Origin of the sequence: Cobetia sp. cqz5-12 (genome assembly GCF_016495405.1) — a bacterium.
Classification (GTDB): domain Bacteria; phylum Pseudomonadota; class Gammaproteobacteria; order Pseudomonadales; family Halomonadaceae; genus Cobetia.
Genome location: NZ_CP044522.1, coordinates 2,001,084 through 2,016,893 on the forward strand (window position 1 = coordinate 2,001,084; position 15,810 = coordinate 2,016,893).

General features: G+C 63.4%; 15 protein-coding genes. 3 read left to right on the forward strand and 12 right to left on the reverse strand.

From position 1 onward, the window contains the following. Positions 1-123: 123 nt before the first annotated feature. From F8A90_RS08470 to F8A90_RS08525, 12 genes are all read right to left on the reverse strand, one after another. Positions 124-930 carry a carbonic anhydrase gene (locus F8A90_RS08470; protein WP_200019756.1) on the reverse strand — a complete coding sequence of 269 codons (807 nt, stop codon included), beginning with the start codon at positions 928-930 and terminating at the stop codon, positions 124-126. Between the two features lie 244 nt (positions 931-1,174). Next, positions 1,175-2,491 carry a molybdopterin molybdotransferase MoeA gene (locus F8A90_RS08475; protein WP_200019757.1) on the reverse strand — a complete coding sequence of 439 codons (1,317 nt, stop codon included), beginning with the start codon at positions 2,489-2,491 and terminating at the stop codon, positions 1,175-1,177. Further along, positions 2,481-3,011: a molybdenum cofactor biosynthesis protein B gene (moaB, locus tag F8A90_RS08480; protein WP_043333541.1), complete on the reverse strand. Its 531-nt coding sequence runs from the start codon at positions 3,009-3,011 to the stop codon at positions 2,481-2,483. Before moaB ends, F8A90_RS08475 begins: the two co-directional genes overlap by 11 nt. A gap of 2 nt (positions 3,012-3,013) precedes the next feature. Next, positions 3,014-3,358 carry a DUF1244 domain-containing protein gene (locus F8A90_RS08485; protein ID WP_166017841.1) on the reverse strand — a complete coding sequence of 115 codons (345 nt, stop codon included), beginning with the start codon at positions 3,356-3,358 and terminating at the stop codon, positions 3,014-3,016. A 256-nt stretch (positions 3,359-3,614) separates the two neighbouring features. After that, a complete protein-coding gene (locus F8A90_RS08490) occupies positions 3,615-4,661 on the reverse strand; it encodes a formate dehydrogenase subunit gamma (RefSeq protein WP_200019758.1) in 1,047 nt (348 codons plus the stop codon). Between the two features lie 9 nt (positions 4,662-4,670). Further along, positions 4,671-5,330 carry a formate dehydrogenase FDH3 subunit beta gene (fdh3B, locus tag F8A90_RS08495; RefSeq protein WP_084208727.1) on the reverse strand — a complete coding sequence of 220 codons (660 nt, stop codon included), beginning with the start codon at positions 5,328-5,330 and terminating at the stop codon, positions 4,671-4,673. 130 nt (positions 5,331-5,460) lie between these two features. Beyond that, a complete protein-coding gene (locus F8A90_RS08500) occupies positions 5,461-8,307 on the reverse strand; it encodes a molybdopterin-dependent oxidoreductase (RefSeq protein WP_200019759.1) in 2,847 nt (948 codons plus the stop codon). Positions 8,308-8,521: 214 nt separating this feature from the next. Then, positions 8,522-8,749, reverse strand: a complete 228-nt coding sequence (locus F8A90_RS08505) for a twin-arginine translocation pathway signal (RefSeq protein ID WP_200019760.1) — start codon at positions 8,747-8,749, stop codon at positions 8,522-8,524. An 85-nt stretch (positions 8,750-8,834) separates the two neighbouring features. After that, complete coding sequence (locus F8A90_RS08510) at positions 8,835-9,611, reverse strand: TorD/DmsD family molecular chaperone (RefSeq protein ID WP_200019761.1); 777 nt, start codon at positions 9,609-9,611, stop codon at positions 8,835-8,837. A 4-nt stretch (positions 9,612-9,615) separates the two neighbouring features. Beyond that, a complete protein-coding gene (locus F8A90_RS08515; protein WP_200019762.1) occupies positions 9,616-11,532 on the reverse strand; it encodes a 4Fe-4S dicluster domain-containing protein in 1,917 nt (638 codons plus the stop codon). A 509-nt stretch (positions 11,533-12,041) separates the two neighbouring features. Beyond that, entirely contained in the window at positions 12,042-12,815 is a 774-nt protein-coding gene (locus F8A90_RS08520) for a DUF3306 domain-containing protein (RefSeq protein ID WP_200019763.1), read from the reverse strand. Beyond that, positions 12,812-13,369: a DUF3305 domain-containing protein gene (locus F8A90_RS08525; RefSeq protein ID WP_200019764.1), complete on the reverse strand. Its 558-nt coding sequence runs from the start codon at positions 13,367-13,369 to the stop codon at positions 12,812-12,814. Before F8A90_RS08525 ends, F8A90_RS08520 begins: the two co-directional genes overlap by 4 nt. Positions 13,370-13,577: 208 nt before the next feature. On the opposite strand from F8A90_RS08525, the gene F8A90_RS08530 reads away from it, so the two are divergent. From F8A90_RS08530 to F8A90_RS08540, 3 genes are read left to right on the forward strand one after another with little or no spacing between them, the layout of a single operon-like run. Next, positions 13,578-14,513 carry a formate dehydrogenase accessory sulfurtransferase FdhD gene (locus F8A90_RS08530; RefSeq protein ID WP_200019950.1) on the forward strand — a complete coding sequence of 312 codons (936 nt, stop codon included), beginning with the start codon at positions 13,578-13,580 and terminating at the stop codon, positions 14,511-14,513. After that, a complete protein-coding gene (locus F8A90_RS08535) occupies positions 14,513-15,550 on the forward strand; it encodes a helix-turn-helix transcriptional regulator (protein WP_166017855.1) in 1,038 nt (345 codons plus the stop codon). The genes F8A90_RS08530 and F8A90_RS08535 overlap by 1 nt, the downstream gene beginning before the upstream one ends. Next, a complete protein-coding gene (locus F8A90_RS08540) occupies positions 15,525-15,686 on the forward strand; it encodes a hypothetical protein (protein ID WP_200019765.1) in 162 nt (53 codons plus the stop codon). Before F8A90_RS08535 ends, F8A90_RS08540 begins: the two co-directional genes overlap by 26 nt. The last annotated feature ends 124 nt before the right edge of the window (positions 15,687-15,810 follow it).

Genomic DNA, 15,810 nt, shown 5'->3' on the forward strand with positions numbered 1-15,810 from the left:
ATAAACTGTTTGCTGTCGAGATATGGTGTACGTTGTTTAAACGCATGGAATATGTTTCGAAACTAAAAAAAGGCGCCACCCGTGAGGGTGGCGCCTTTGTCGTCCGTGGCGCGCCTGTATCAATCAGCGCTGAAGGGGGCGGGCATTCTCTCCGCCTTGCCATTCCTGGTAGGCGTCGATCTGTACCTGGGAGGCTTCGATCGGCGCCTTCATGACAAACCAGGTGACGGGCTCGGAGCATGGCGGGGTGGTAAGTGAGCCGGAGTACTGCCAGCCGGCATGTTCACGTGGCAGCAGCAGGTTGGCAGACAGGCCGCTTGTCAGGGTCTCGGAGAGGCCGCGCTGGGGCAGGCGGCTCAACAGGCGGCTGAGGGCCAGATTGTCATGCCCTTCCTCAACTAGTACGGCCAGCACGGCCAGCTTGCCTTCTGGCGTGCTGTGCACCAGATGGATTTCCATGGCGGCACGCTTGCCGTCGATGGCGTGCTCTGACGGCACATGCAGATGTACCTGCGACAGGGTGTACTGGGTGCCATCCAGCGTCATGGTATTGCCGCTGGCCCCTTCGATCTGCAGGGTGTGGCCCGTATCGCGCGTGACGAGCAGCGGCGAGTGGTAGTCAAGTTTCGGGCCAGCTTCGTTCAGCGTGCGTGACTGGCTGTCGATATCGATCGGTGACTGCTGGCTGCCAGCCGAGCACTCGGCATAGCCCGGGGTGAGCTCTCCCCAATGCTCGGGGCCATTGCCACCGGCGCTGGTGTCGTTCGCTGATTCACTCGCATAGCTCCACTCAGTGACCGACGTGCCCGGGGCGGGCGAAGTGGCATTGTCATCGGCGAGCGCCGGCAAGGATGACGACGTGGTGGCAAGCAGCACAGCCATGGCAAGTGGGCGTAACAGTGCGCGGGGCGACGAGGAAGAGGCTGGCATTGAGGTGTCCTTGCTCAAGAGTCCGTAACCGATCAGTATCCTGAACTGCACCAGGCAGTCAGAACGCAGATGAATGAAGGCAGTCAGTGTGCCGGACTCAGGGGCGAGGTCAAGATGACGCTGGAGTGTCACTAGGGTGTCGCATTCCAGCGTCATTTTTCGTGGCAGTTGTCGCGGCGGTTGCTACGGCAGTCGTCACGACAGTTGTAACAACAGCTGTAACAACAGGAGAAGAGTAGCGGTCTCAGCGCTCGAGCCACAGGCATTCCACGCTGTCACCGTGGTTCAGCTGTGCATGGGGCGGAATCACGGCCAACGCCTGCGCACCGGCGCAGGAGGAGAGTACCGCCGAGTTCTGGTCCGGGAAGGCATGCGCTTCAAGCTCCCCATCACTGCCGGGAGATAGCGTGACGCGCAGATGATCCTGGCGGATGGCGGTGCGGGCTGAGAAGGCTGCGCGTACCGTGAGTCGTTTCAGCTCGCGCAATGCAGTGCAGTCGGTCATCTCGCCCAGTAGCGGACGCAGGAACAACCAGCCACCGACCCAGCTGGAGACCGGATTGCCCGGCAGGCCCACGACACGCACCGCATCACCCTTGGGACTGTTGATGCGCCCCAGCGCCAGCGGTTTGCCCGGTTTGATGGCCAGACGCCACAGATCCAGGCTACCGAGCGCCTCGATGGCGGGGCGGACGTGATCCTCCTCGCCGACGCTGACCCCTCCGCAGGTGACGATCAGATCAGCCTGTTGTGCCGCCGAAGCGAGAGCGTCACGGGTGGCCTCGAAGGTATCGGCCACATTGAGCGGTGCCAGCACCACCTCAGCTCCGAAGTCGCTGAGCATCTGGCTGAGCATCACACGATTGGAGTTGTAGATCTGACCGGGCTTGAGCGGCTGGCCGGGTTCGATCAGTTCATCGCCGGTCGCGAACAAGGCGACTCTCACCTTGCGGCGCACCATCACCGTACTCAGACCTTGACCACACAGCAGGCCCAGCGCGGCAGCATCCAGTCGCGTGCCCGCCGCGAGCAATCGATTGCCCTTGCTGACATCCCGGCCTTGAACACGAATGTTGTCACCGTGGGTGCGAGGTCCGGGCAACCAGGCATGAGTCGCGCCATCGTCGCCTTCACGCAGTGTCACTTCTTCCTGCATGACCACGACGTCGGCGCCGTCGGGGATTTCCGCCCCGGTGAACAGGCGCGCACAACTCGCCACGGCCAGCGGCGTGGCAGGCTGGCCTGCCGCGATACGCTGACTGATCGGCAGCCAGGCACCGTCACCGATGTCTGCCACGCGCGCGCAGTAGCCATCCATCTGGGAGTTGTCGGCAGGCGGCACGTCCAGTTGTGCCTGCACATCCTCGGCGAGCACTCGCCCGGCGGCATCACTGACCGCTACGCGCTCGGCTGGCATCAGTGGACAGTTCTCACGCAGTGCAGAGAGTGCGCTGGAGAGCGGGGCAAGCCCCTTGGCGGCAGGTACGCTATCGCAGCCGCACTCAGCCGCCGCGGAAGGCGTTGGCTGGGAATGCGGGCCTTTACTGACGTCAGTGGGCATGGGTTCCGCGCTCCGGAATCACCAGGTTGGCGAAGTTGCAGGGGCGGTGACGGCTGTCGAGCTGTTCCTTGAGGATGCCGTTCCAGGCCGTCTTGCAGGCGCCGGTGGAGCCGGGCAGGCAGAACACCACGGTACGGTTGGCCAGCCCGCCCAGACAGCGGCTCTGGATCGTCGAGCTGCCGACTTCCTGGTGGGAAAGCTGACGGAAGAGTTCGCCGAAGCCCTGGATTTCCTTGTCAAGCAGCACGCGAATGGCTTCCGGCGTGGAATCACGCCCGGTGAAGCCGGTGCCGCCCGTGGTCAGGATGACCTGCACGGCCGGGTCCGCGATCCATTCGCTGACCACGGCGCGCAGTTGGTAGACGTCATCGGGCACGATGCGCTTTTCATGCAGGGTATGTCCAGCCGCCGTCAGGTTGTCGACCAGAGCGTCGCCGGAGCGGTCATTCTCCGCGGTGCGAGTGTCCGAGACGGTCAATACCGCGATGGTGAGGCCGATCTGTTCGTCATTGCCACTCATGATCAATCCTTCTTGCCTTGTTGGCGTGCCTCGAGCGCAGCCAGCTGCTCTGGGGTCGCCTTGGCCTGGTGATGTGTCTTCCACTCGGAATAGGGCATGCCGTAGACATGCTCGCGCGCCGCGTCGTAATCGAAGCTCACGCCGCGCTCCTCGCCAGCGGCCATCAGCCACTTGGACAGGCAGTTGCGGCAGAAGTCGGCGAGGATCATCAGATCGATGTTCTGGACATCCTTGTTGTCATCCAGATGCTTGAGCAGACGACGGAAAGCGGCTGCTTCCAGCTCGGTGCGGGTCTGTTCGTCCAGTTGGCCAAGGTCTTGTACGGCTTGAGGGGTCGGGTCGCTCATCGAATTCTCCTGAGAAGGTTCAGCCAGGCGGCAGCCTTCATGCTGTCGGGGTGCCTGGTAGACCCAGGCGGGATATCTGAAACTTTACGCAACTAATGAAGAGCTGTGAACCAGCGCTGCACGCCTGTGGGTTGGGCTATGGTTTGGCAGGTGGAGTGTTGGCGAATGGCATAGCGGGCACTGGCAAGCGAAAACGCCCGGCAGGCGAACCTGACCGGGCGTATCTTCACTCATCCAGCGGATGTCTGACACCGCGCTAATTCGGACGTTGTTGACGTGCCAGGCTATCGTCAGGCGCCGTGGCGGGGTCTGATGCCGGGTCTGCCGCTTCGGCCTGCTTGACCTCGTCGTACCACAGATTGTGGTGCTGCTTGGCCCAGGTCTCATCGACATAACCGGTCTTCATGCCCTCGAAGGCGCCCTCGGTACCCGCGGTACCGATATAGATGTGGCCGAAGGACACCGCGATCAGCATCAGCGAGGCGATGCCGTGGAAGACATTGGCCCATTGCATGTTGTCACGCGTCTGGCCGAAGATCGGGAAGTCGAGCACCAGCCCGCTGGCAATCACTACTAGGCCGACCGTGGCCAGAATCCAGTACCAGGCCTTTTCCCCGCCATTGGCGAAGCCGGCGTCCGGATGCTTGCCCTTCATCATGCCGCCACCCTGACGGAACCAGTCAAGGTCATGCTTCCTGGGAAGATTGAGCTTCAGCCACTTGGCCAGCACTAGGATCAGCATGATCGAGAACAGGGGGCCCACATAGTTGTGGATCACCTTGGTCGCCATGATCATGTTGGCCCAGAACACATCCCCGAAGACATTGCGGAACACGAACTTGCCCCACAGCAGATTGATGCCGGTGATGGCCAGCGTCAGGAACAGCGTCGCCAGCGTCCAGTGCATGGCACGCTCCAGCGCCGTCCAGCGCAGCATCAGCTTGCCGCTGCGCGGGTGGTCCAGGTTGTTGCGTCCCACCAGCAGGTAGAAGATCACCAGCACGGCGAGCATGCCACCCAGCGCGATCAGGCCACCCGGTGAGATCCAGCGATTTCGGATCTGACGCCAGGTCTCGCCGCTCTGGTTGATCAGGCTGTAGTTGGAGTCATGACGGCTGTCGATGGAGTTGTCTCCATTCTTGACCTGCCGCCAGGTATCGGCGTCCACGGTGCCGACCGCCTGACCGATCTCGCCGTCAGGGTTCGCGGCCAGTGCCTGAGGAGCCAGCCAGAGACTGGCCAGCATCAGGCACAGGAACATGGCGACCACGGTCAACCGTGAAGCTGTAAAGTGCGCGCGCATGTCGCCTCCTTACCCCTTGCGGGCTGCGTCGTAGGCCAGGTGGTCCGCCTGCTGAACGCTGCTGGTGGTCAGGTTGGCAGACGTCTCCGGGTGGCTGGCCTTGTCGACCGGCGACCAGGCGCCGTCTTCATGGCCACGGTAGACCACACGCTGACGGAAGATGTCGGAGACGGTCTCGGCATCGCCGGCCAGCAGGGCCTTGGTGGAGCACATCTCGGCGCACAGCGGCAGCTTGCCTTCGCTGATGCGGTTGGCACCGTACTTCTCGAACTCTTCTTCCGGGCTCTCGGCCGGGCCGCCGGCACAGAAGGTGCACTTGTCCATCTTGCCGCGCTCGCCGAAGGCGCCTTGCTGCGGGAACTGCGGGGCGCCGAACGGGCAGGCGTACAGGCAGTAGCCGCAACCGATGCAGATGTCCTTGTCGTGTAGGACGATGCCGTCATCGGTCTTGTAGAAGCAGTCGGTGGGGCAGACCGCCATGCACGGCGCGTCATCGCAATGCATGCACGCCACCGAGATGGAGACTTCGCTCGGCTTGCCGTCGTCCAGGGTCACCACGCGACGACGCTGAATGCCCCATTCCGTCTCGTTGGCGTTCTTGCAGGCTGTCACGCAGCCATTGCACTCGATGCAGCGCTCTGCATCACACAAAAATTTCATCTGGGCCATGGTGCTTCTCCTTCACGGCCTGTCGCCGGGTTCCTCGGTCAACAGGCCGGATGATTCTGGTAACGGATACGTCCGATCGTGTCTTGCGCTGCGTCCGGGCCGCGTCACCGGGGCGCGGCCGTCACTCGAGTCAGGCGAGGCTGACGCGGCACAAGGTGACCTTGGTTTCCTGCATCAGGGTCACGGGGTCGTAGCCGTAGGTGGTCGCGGTATTGGCCGATTCACCGAGCACATAGGGCACGGTGCCTTCCGGATAGCGGGACTCGAGGGATTCGCCTTCGTAATGCCCACCGAAGTGGAAGGGCATGAAGACGACATCCGGGCCGACACGCTCGGTGACCATTGCCATCACCTTGACGCGACCGCCCTCGGCGCCCTCGACCCACACCATGTCGCCGTCCTTGATGCCTTGGTCATTGGCCAGTGCCGGATTGATCTCGACGAACATCTCCTGCTGCAGCTCGGCCAGCCACGGAATGGAGCGTGTCTCTTCGCCACCTCCTTCGTATTCCACCAGGCGGCCCGAGGTCAGGGTGATCGGGTACTTGGCGCTGACGTCCTTCTCCTGGATGGAGGCGTAGAGCGTCGGCAGGCGATAGATCGACTCGGAATCCGGCCAGGTCGGGTAGTCCTTCACCAGATCGCGACGCGCGGTGTACAGCGGCTCGCGGTGCTTGGGGATCGGGTCCGGGAAGGTCCACACCAGGGCGCGCGCCTTGGCATTTCCGTAGGGGATGCAGCCGTGCTTGATGCACACGCGCTGGATGCCGCCGGAGAGATCGGTCTTCCAGTTCTTGCCTTCCGCCTCCTGCTTTTCCTCGGCCGTCAGGTCATCCCACCAGCCCAGCTGCTTGAGCAGCTTGTCGGTGAACTCCGGATAGCCATCCTCGATCTCGGCTCCCTTGGACCAGGAGCCTTCCGCGAGGATGTTGGTGCCGTTGTGCTCCACGCCATAACGCGCGCGGAAGTTGCCGCCACCCTCGGCCACCGTCTTGGAGGTGTCATACAGGATGGGCGAGCCCGGGTGACCCATCTCCGGTGTACCCCAGCACGGCCACGGCAGGCCGTAGAAGTCGCCGTTGGCCGGGCCGCCCCGGGCCTTGAGCGTCTCGAAGTCGAAGGTGTGCCAGTTCTGCTGGTGTGCCTTCAGGCGCTCAGGGCTCTGGGCGGTGTAACCCACCGTCCACATGCCGGCATTGAACTCGCGCGTGATGTCCTCGACGACGGGCACGCTGCCCTCGACCTTGATGTTGCGGAACAGCTCGTCGGCGAAGCCCAGCTTCTTCGCCAGCAGGTACATGATCTCGTGGTCAGGCTTGGACTCGAACATCGGCTCGATGACCTGATCGCGCCACTGCAGGGAGCGGCTGGAGTTGGTCACGCTGCCGGTGGTCTCGAACTGGGTCGCGGCCGGCAGCAGGTAGACGCCGTCGGTACGGTCGTGCATGACGGCGGCGATGGTCGGGTAGGGGTCGACCACCACCATCATGTCCAGCTTGGCCATCGCCTTCTTCATCTCCGGCCCGCGGGTCTGGGAGTTGACGGCATGGCCCCAGTAGAACATCGCCTTGAGCGCGGTCCGCTGGGAGATGCGGTCCGGGTTCTCGAGCACGCCATCGACCCAGCGCGAGACGGTGATGCCGTTGGTGTGCATCGGCTTGCCGTCATGATATTCGGTCTGGTCGTAGCGGTTCTGGATCCACTCGAAATCGACGTTCCAGACCTTGGACCAGTGCTTCCACGCGCCTTCGGAGAGGCCGTAGTAGCCCGGCAGGGAGTGGGACATCAGGCCCAGATCCGTGGCGCCCTGGACGTTGTCGTGGCCACGGAAGATGTTGGCGCCGCCACCGGACTTGCCGATGTTGCCCAGTGCCAGTTCCAGGATGCAGTAGGCGCGGGTGTTGTTGTTGCCGGTGGTGTGCTGGGTGCCGCCCATGCACCACACGACGCTGCCAGGACGGTTCTGGGACAGGCGGCGTGCGACGTCGAGCATGTCGGCCTCGGCTACACCGGTGATGCGCTCGACTTCCGCCGGCGGGAACTTGGCGACTTCGGCACGCACTTCATCCATGCCGTAGACACGCTGCTGGATGTAGGCCTCATCTTCCCAGCCGTTCTCGAAGATGTGCCACAGCAGGCCCCAGATGTAGGCGACATCGGTGCCCGGGCGCAGGCGCACGTACTTGTTGGCCTTGGCGGCGGTCCGCGTGAAGCGCGGATCGACGACGATGATCTCGGCGTTGGAACGCTCCTTGGCCAGCAAGATGTGCTGCATGGCCACCGGATGCGCTTCGGACGGGTTGGAACCGATGAACAGGATCGAACGACAGTTGTGCATGTCGTTGAAGGAGTTGGTCATCGCCCCGTAGCCCCAGGTATTCGCGACCCCGGCCACCGTGGTGGAGTGACAGATACGCGCCTGGTGATCGACGTTGTTGGTGCCGAACAGGGCCGCGAACTTGCGCATCAGATAGGCCTGTTCATTGCTGAACTTGGCCGAACCCAGCCAGTAGATGCTATCGGGGCCGTGCTCCCTGGTGAGCTCGAGCACCTTGTCGCCGACTTCCTCGATGGCCTGCTCCCAGGAGAGCTTCTTCCACTTGCCGCCTTCGAGCTTCATCGGGTACTTGAGGCGACGGTCAGAGTGACCATGCTCACGCAGTGATGCACCCTTGGCGCAGTGCGCGCCACGGTTGAAGGGGTGATCGAAGGCGGGTTCCTGCTTGGTCCAGACACCTTCCTGGACCTCGGCATAGACGCCGCAGCCCACGGAGCAGTGTGAGCAGATGGTGCGCTTTGTCTCGACCGGTGCGTCAGACACTTCGGTCTTGGCTTCGGCGCGTTTCATCATCGGGGCGGCCATGAAGCTCGCGGCGGCAAGGCCGCCGGTGGCGACACCGCTGCGCTTCAGGAACTGGCGGCGGTTGATGCCGAGTCCTGAGGTCTCTTTGGCAGAGGGGGTGGGGGTCAGTCGCATGACATCATCTCTCCTCGTCACCCGAATCATTGCCCGGGCCGCATGAGCGGGTCAGGGGGCAATGTCGGGAGCGGCGGTCTTTCAGATCAGGGGCAGTCCTGATCCGTGCCGACTTGTCACTGTCGATGGCGGGCGGAAACCTCTCCGCGCTGCCCGTTGTTCAGGCCGCTGGCCGCGCGCATGGCGCAGGCGCAGGGCACTGTCTATCTGGCATTCAGTCACGCAGCGTGGCGTAGAAGGCCTTAACGTGATCGCTCTCGCGATAGTTGTCAGTGCCCTTGTCCTTGACGGGGGCCTCTGGCGCGGCCTGCTCCGGAATCACGGCACCGGCCAATGACCCTGCTGCGGCAACCCCTACGGTGCTGGCGCCCAATACGCGCAGGAATTTGCGGCGCCCCTGGCGCGCCTGGTTATGGCTGTCTTTTGCGTCATCAGTCTTCATGCTGATCTCCTGTCGGGAATGCTGCTGGGTGATGCGAGATGGATAGCCTTGCAGTCTCGAATGTTGCTTCACGTCATGCGTGACATCAGTGTCTTGCGTCGGGCGCCACACTGGCTGGCGTGACGAGCTGGACGGCCTCGGCCGTCACCTGCTCGCCAGAGTTGTTTCCGGTCGCCGCATGCAGCGGGATCGAATCACCGAGGTTCAGGCGCTCTGCCCGCAGGAAGGCCTGCCCCAGGTAGCCGACGGCGGCATAGAAGGGGCTCTCGCGTCCCGCGAGGTCGGCGCAGCAGCGCTCGCCCCAGCTGGCCACATGACGGCGGAAGAAATTGACCTGCTCGCCGGGCACCTCATCGATCAGCATGGCCATCACTTCGCACAGCGCGCCGAGATGATCCTCGGGCTCATGCACATCGCTTTGACGTTCGAAGCCGAGGCGCTTCAGGTCCTGGCGCAGGGCGACCAGTGGCATCTCCATCAGCGAGCCGGTGAGGTACCAGCTGGCGTAGGGCACTACCTCGCCCTGCACCACGCCTACCAGGCTCTGGAAGAAGTCGTCTTCCAGGCGGCGCGAGTCGCTGACGCGGGCGGCCAATGACAGCGACGCCAGCGCGCGCGGCAATTGTTGCTCGGCGGCCCCGAGCAGGCTGATGGCGTCATGGTCGAGTTCGGCCAGAAAGTCGATCAGCTCCGCATCCGGTGCCGCGCGCAGCAGCCGCGCCAGCAACCGATAGAGGTCGGCGCGCAATGCCTGCTGTTCTTCACTATGGCTTATCAGAGAGTCGGCCGCAGTGGTGTCAGGTGCACGATCGTCAGTCCCACCTGCTGCAAAGTCGTCGGGAATCGACGTGGGTGATGTCATTGGCTCAAACCTTGAGTTGGGCATCGGGATTACGTGCCATTTCGTGCCAGATGTCCTTGACGCGGCAGTCGCTGCACATCTTCAGGCGCAGTGCGCCATCGCCCTGGAAGTAGGCATGCGAGGCCAGTTTGGTCTGCATCGCCGTGATAGTGGCGGTGGAGCCGAACGGCGTGCCACAGCTGATGCAGGGGAAGGGCACATCCTGCTTGATGAGCTGCGGTTCGCGGCGCACGTCGGGCTGCGGAGCAAAGCCTGGGGTCAGGGTGATGACCTGCTCCGGGCATGCCTGCTCGCACAGGCCACACTGCACGCAGTCACCTTGAGTGAAGGATAGTGCAGGCGACGTGCGATTGGCCGAGAGAGCGCTGGTCGGGCAGACGGCGACACATCCCTGACACAGCGTGCAGTTGTCGCTGTCGACGTTCACCACGCCGAAGGGCGCGCCTGTCGGCACGGCGACGCTGCCCTGCGCCAGGTCCGCGACCGACAGTGTCGCCAGGTGATCGAGCACCCGATTGAGGCGTTCGCGCTTGCCGGGGCGTGCCTGCGGCTGACCCAGCAGCCAGTCACGGGCGATCGGCTGGCTGGGTTGCTGCTCTTCTTCACTATCCGCGCCCGGTGCCAGAGCGACACACAGCGGCGTGATCGGGGGCAGGGGGTCAGCCTCGCGGGCATCCATTTGCGGCAGGGTGGCCGGCAGTGATACGAAGCGGATGCGCGGCTCGCCACTGTCCGCATTGGCAAGTCCCATGCTGTCGAGCAGGGTCAATGCCAGGCGACGTTCGCTCTCGAGCTGCTGGTACTGGCCTGCGGGCAGGTCGTGGGTCAGTTCGACGATGACCTGCGTCGCGCCAAGTGCGAGTGCGGCCAGCCACTCGTCGTGCCCGGTGGCGGAGATTTCCTCGAGGGTGATATCGAGGCAGCGCTCCTGGTCGACACTCGCCAGGGCAGTCTGCGCGGCAGGGGATTGCTCCAGCCGATAGCGCAGCAGCGGGTAGAGGCCCCCGCCATCCTGATAGCGCTCCAACAGGCGCTGGATCTGCTCCATGCGCTGCTCGGTGGGGGGCTGGGTGAAGCTCAGTGCGCCGGTCGGGCAGGCGCTGACGCAGCTGGCTGCGCCGTGGCACAGGTATGGGTCAATCTCGATATGCGCATTGCGACGACCGGCCACCGAGAAGATGGCATCGGCGCTGCACGATGACAGGCAACGCGTACAGCCGACATTGCCGGCACTGGAGTGCGCGCAGGTATCGAGATTGACGGTCACGTAATTCGGTTTGTCGAAGTTGCCGATCAGGCCCGCGAACTGCATGGCCCAGGCGGTCAGCTGTGACAGTGATTGCTGGGAGGCTTCAGCATCGGCGACCAGCTGATCCAACTCGGCGATGACGTCCGCACCGGCTTGCAGATAGCCGGGCGGTGGCAGTTCCGCCTGGTTGAGCGGCTGGCTGGACAGGTCAGCGACCAGGTCGAAATGGGGCGCGCTGCCGGCACCTTGCGGCACCAGTGCGGCAGCCAGATTGACGCCATCGCTGGCAAGGCTGAACTGGCCGAGGTGGCCGCTCAGCGCGAGCATGTCACGCGGGGCGCTGTGCACAGGCAACGACTCGCTGGCGGCGAGATGCTGTTCGTCCATCGTCACCAGCGCACTGTTGTCCTGCTCACTGATCAAGAGTGCCACCGGCAGCTGAGCGGTGGCCGGCAGGCGGGTCAGCAGGCTTGCCAGCGCTCGCACTCGCGCTTCGCTGCCGATGATCACGGTGCGTCCCAGACTGTGATAACGGATGGGCGCGCTACCGGCATCCGTCGCCAATAGCGGCAGGCTGGAGGCTGATGAGCCACCCATGGCGGATGACAGGGCGCGTTGGCGTGCTTGTTGATTGAGGGCGCGTTGAGCGCTCTCGAGGCTTGAGCTGAGCATCCTCATCCTTATTCGGTCGTGGCGGACCTTGCATGCAAGCTGCCGTCAGGTGGCAGGCGGGTGATACAGGTCCCGGTCGTCGCTGATTCTCGCGGCCTCTCGCGGTCTTTCGCGGTGAGGGCCGGGTCGGCGATCGACAGTCTTTCAGTGAGGGATTCATGACATGCCAACCGTCTTTGCATATTGTTGATGCCATTGCCGTTTTACGCCTGATGAGAGAAAGGCGCTGTCAGGTCGCGCAGGCACTCATCACCGTAGGCGGTTGACGCCAGTCATCATCTTCAAGTATTGGCATGTCATGCTGAATCTTGCAGGTGCGTTGCAGTCAGTGCGCCTTGAGCAGGCGCGTCAGGGTGACTCATGAGGCATCAGGATGACCTCGGTCAGATGTGTCCGGCTTACTCGTGGGTCATAATGACTCATGTCGGTTATGCGGCGCGTCATCCTGACGCCCTTGGGCCTTAGTCCTTAATCCTGAGCCCTGATGCGCTTATGGGGCCAGCCCCGGGTCACGGCTTGTCGCGGACGACGCCGTTATCATCTGACGCGGGAGCTGGCTCGGACGAGTCTTCTGCTGACATCGCTTGCGGGCTTGGTGATTCGACTATCTCGTCCCTGTGCGACGCGTGTGACTCATCCACTGGCGCCCCACCGTCAGGCGCCTGCTCAGGGATCTGTTCGCGTGTCTCCAGCGTCGTATCCGCCTGGGGTGTCTCGCTTGTCTCATCGAGCTTTTCCAGGCCTTCTTCGACCTTGCGGGTCCAGCTGCGCAGCGTGTCGGCGACACCTTCGGCGAGGGGGCGCATCTTGGAAAAGTCCTGGTCGTAGTCATCCAGCCCATCGCGCACCGAGTGCTCGCCACCCATGAAGATGCGTCGCAGTGCACGCTGGCGCAGCGCCGGATCCACGCCGCTCTGCATGAAGGCGCTGATGTCGGCGTCTGGTGTCAGGGTGTCGGGGTCTGGCAGCTCGATGGCTGACACTTCGGTATCGTCAGCGTCCGATGCCTGCTGATCGCCCTCAGGTGATGCCTGCTCGGCTGCCGAGGAGGGGCTGTCGCCGTTCAGGGGGGCGTGCTGCGAGGCGCTCGCTGCAGGGGTAACAGCGCTGTTGTCAGCGACGTCTCCCGCCTGTGAGGGCGGAAGGGTGTTGCCTCTGGTTCCCTCGAGGCTGTCCAGCTGTGCCAGTTGGTCTTCACGCCGGCTGTCGCCTTGCTTTCGGCGTGACCAGCGCGAGAACAGGCCTTCATTGGCAGGGCTTGCGTTATCGTCGTGCTGGCTCATGACGTGCTTTCCGTACCATCACCGGGTTGTTGCGCCTTGTTGGTCGTCGCGGCTTGCTGCTCTGCCTGACTGGCGCGCCCGGCGCCCTTGCGTTTCTTCTTCTTGCCTTCGTCGATGCGCTCACCGTGACGGGCGAGGTAGGCTTCCAGCCACACCATCAAGGCCGGCGGCATCGGCACGTCCAGCACCAGCTGGTCGCCATCCATCCACTGTGATGCCACCTCCTGACAGGCTGTCACCACGCGGGGCTGCATGCCGTCGGCTTCGCGCTCATCGCATTGGACGAACAGGCGCGGCTGCTCGCAGCGCAGGTTGTAGCGGTAATCGGTGCGCTCAGTCAGATGAAGCTGCAGCGGCAGGATGCGGCGATGCGCCACTTCTTCAGCGGCGGCAGGCTCTGCTGCGTGCGTGTCCGCCTCTGGCGTTGCGGAGGGCGAGAGGTCGGCAATCCGCCAGGTGTCGATGCTGAAACGCCCCAGTTTCTGCGTGGTGGGCGCCAGGGTGACGCTCAACCAGCGGGTGTCGTCACTGCGGGGAGGGATGGATTCAGACATGGCTTCCTTGATCACTGCTGTACCCGCAAGCGGGTCTGAAAAGAATGTTGCGATGGTACTGGTTTGCAAGATACATGCCGCTGCGCGGGATATCAGGGTCTCGATCAGTCAGTGCGGGGACAGCTCTGCCATCGGACTGGTACTCTACGGCGATTCAGCGCAAGAATTGCCATTCCAACCGGCTCGATCAGGGAGACCCGAGTTCATGATGCCCTCTGCACGGCCAGCGATCAGTCGCGCCACACTACCCACTACGCTGGACATCGAAGTCATGGATGAGCGCGGTGAGCGCCATCAGCAGTCCATTGCCGCCGAGCGCTCGCTGACCATCTATCTCAATCGTCGCGAGATCGTCACCTTGATGACCCTGGGCGCCGAACCTGAGGCGCTGGTGGCCGGCTATCTGCGCAATCAGGGCTTGCTGGGTGAGCTGGAGGACCTCGAGGCGCTGCAGGTGGACTGGGAAGTCGAGAGCGCCTCGGTGGTGACGCGTCATCTGCCCGAGGATATCGAGCAGCGCCTCGGCAAGCGCACCGTAACCACCGGCTGTGGGCAGGGCACGGTATTCGGCAATCTGCTGGAGCGCCAATCACTGGCCGCGCTGGACGCAGGCCCCTTCAGTCAGGCCTTGTTGTATCGCCTGCTGGAGGCGCTGGCGGCGCACAACGCGACCTATCGCAAGGCCGGCGCGGTACATGGCTGCGCCCTGTGCCGCGATGATGAGGTATTGGCGTTCATCGAGGATGTCGGCCGCCACAACGCCGTCGATACGCTGGCGGGGCTGAGCTGGCTGGCGCCGCTGAGTGATGATGCCAGTGATTATCAGGGGGCCAACATCTTCTATACCACTGGTCGCCTGACCTCCGAGATGGTATTGAAGGTGGCTCAAGCGGGGATCTCGGTGCTGGTCTCGCGCTCCGGCGTCACGCAGAAGGGGGTGGAGCTGGCGGAACGCTTTGGCGTGCTGTTGATCGCACGCGCCAAGGGACGCCATTTCCAGGCCGTGGACCCTGCCGGGCGGCTGGTGCTGGACGCCATCCCGCCGCTACGTGCAGGCGACGCCCTCAAGTCGTCTCGTCATGACGCGTCAGGCAAGCAATCCTCATCAGTTGCCGCAGCCGGGCACGACAAGGAGGGCCAGTGATGAGCCGTCTCTGTTCGCCGCTGGGCGACACACTCTCACAGGGCTTTTCCTCCGAACTCGGCGCACCTTCAGGCAGCTCTGCCGCTGAGTCTTCAGGTACGGCTACCGGCCGGCAAGCTCCGGTCCCCCACGACAACCCCTTCCTGACGGTGCAGGAGGTTGCGCGCCTGCTGCACCTCAACGAGAAGAAGATCTATCAGCTGGCTAGTGACGGCACCATGCCGGCGACCAAGGTGACCGGCAAGTGGTTGTTTCCACGGCGACTGGTGGAGCAATGGATTCTCGAGTCCAGCCATCATGGTGTACTGGCGGATCGCCTGATGATCACCGGCAGCGATGATCCGCTGCTGGCCGCGCTCTCCATGCGCCTCAATCAGCAGCATGCCGGTAGCGCCTTCTATGGCATGAGCGTCACTGGCACGCGTCTGGGGCTTGATCTGCTCAGCCAGGGGCGGGCTGATGTCTGCGCCATTCACTGGGGGCGTGCGGAGGAGGCGGCGCTGCGGCATCCGGCGCTGATTCGCGGACATGATGGCTATCGCCAATGGGTGATGGTGCGGCTTGCGCGCCGCACTCAGGGGTTGATCATCCGCAATGACGACCGCCATTTGTCCATCGACCCCAGCGGTCTGTTCGGCTCGCAGCGGCGTTGGGCGGTGCGACAGGAGGGGGCGGGTTCGCAGCGCTTCCTGCAGGAGTGGCTGTCCGGCCATCAGATGCGTGCCGAGCAGCTCAACACCTTGGCGATCGCCTATTCCGAGCGTGAAGTGGCCTCGATGGTGGCGCGGGGCGAGGTGGATGTCGGCCCCGGTACGCTGTCGGCCGCCAATGAGTTCGGCCTCGGCTTCGTGCCGGTCTGTGAAGAAGCCTTCGATCTGGTGGTGCCGCGCAATGTCTACTTCCGGGATCTCTTCCAGGGGTTGCTGGACTATCTGGCGACACCCAATGGCATCCAGCTGGCCCAATCCCTCGGCGGCTATGATCTGCGCGAATGCGGTCAATTGATCTGGCGTGGCGACGCCGCCCAGCACGATTGAGACGCTCGGTATCGAGACGCTCAGTATTGAGACGCTCGGTATCGAGACGCTCAGTATTGAGACGCTCGGTATCGAGACGCTCGATAAATTGAACGCCCAGCGGGTGCTGGCGGCCAGGACTCGGCGCAAGCCATGAGTGTCTTTACAACATCTCAAAAAATCGCCCATTAGCGCATGGCTAGTGGGCGATTTTTTTATTTCGGGTTGACGGCGAGAATGATCAAGCAAGTCGTTGTTTCGAATGGGTCGGCCAGGTGGTG

What these genes read in the sequence shown, in the direction of transcription:
- F8A90_RS08470 (WP_200019756.1), bottom strand. Translation starts at nt 930, where the DNA reads ATGCCAGCCTCTTCCTCGTCGCCCCGCGCACTGTTACGCCCACTTGCC.
- F8A90_RS08475 (WP_200019757.1), bottom strand. Translation starts at nt 2,491, where the DNA reads ATGCCCACTGACGTCAGTAAAGGCCCGCATTCCCAGCCAACGCCTTCC.
- moaB (WP_043333541.1), bottom strand. Translation starts at nt 3,011, where the DNA reads ATGAGTGGCAATGACGAACAGATCGGCCTCACCATCGCGGTATTGACC.
- F8A90_RS08485 (WP_166017841.1), bottom strand. Translation starts at nt 3,358, where the DNA reads ATGAGCGACCCGACCCCTCAAGCCGTACAAGACCTTGGCCAACTGGAC.
- F8A90_RS08490 (WP_200019758.1), bottom strand. Translation starts at nt 4,661, where the DNA reads ATGCGCGCGCACTTTACAGCTTCACGGTTGACCGTGGTCGCCATGTTC.
- fdh3B (WP_084208727.1), bottom strand. Translation starts at nt 5,330, where the DNA reads ATGGCCCAGATGAAATTTTTGTGTGATGCAGAGCGCTGCATCGAGTGC.
- F8A90_RS08500 (WP_200019759.1), bottom strand. Translation starts at nt 8,307, where the DNA reads ATGCGACTGACCCCCACCCCCTCTGCCAAAGAGACCTCAGGACTCGGC.
- F8A90_RS08505 (WP_200019760.1), bottom strand. Translation starts at nt 8,749, where the DNA reads ATGAAGACTGATGACGCAAAAGACAGCCATAACCAGGCGCGCCAGGGG.
- F8A90_RS08510 (WP_200019761.1), bottom strand. Translation starts at nt 9,611, where the DNA reads ATGACATCACCCACGTCGATTCCCGACGACTTTGCAGCAGGTGGGACT.
- F8A90_RS08515 (WP_200019762.1), bottom strand. Translation starts at nt 11,532, where the DNA reads ATGCTCAGCTCAAGCCTCGAGAGCGCTCAACGCGCCCTCAATCAACAA.
- F8A90_RS08520 (WP_200019763.1), bottom strand. Translation starts at nt 12,815, where the DNA reads ATGAGCCAGCACGACGATAACGCAAGCCCTGCCAATGAAGGCCTGTTC.
- F8A90_RS08525 (WP_200019764.1), bottom strand. Translation starts at nt 13,369, where the DNA reads ATGTCTGAATCCATCCCTCCCCGCAGTGACGACACCCGCTGGTTGAGC.
- F8A90_RS08530 (WP_200019950.1), top strand. Translation starts at nt 13,578, where the DNA reads ATGCCCTCTGCACGGCCAGCGATCAGTCGCGCCACACTACCCACTACG.
- F8A90_RS08535 (WP_166017855.1), top strand. Translation starts at nt 14,513, where the DNA reads ATGAGCCGTCTCTGTTCGCCGCTGGGCGACACACTCTCACAGGGCTTT.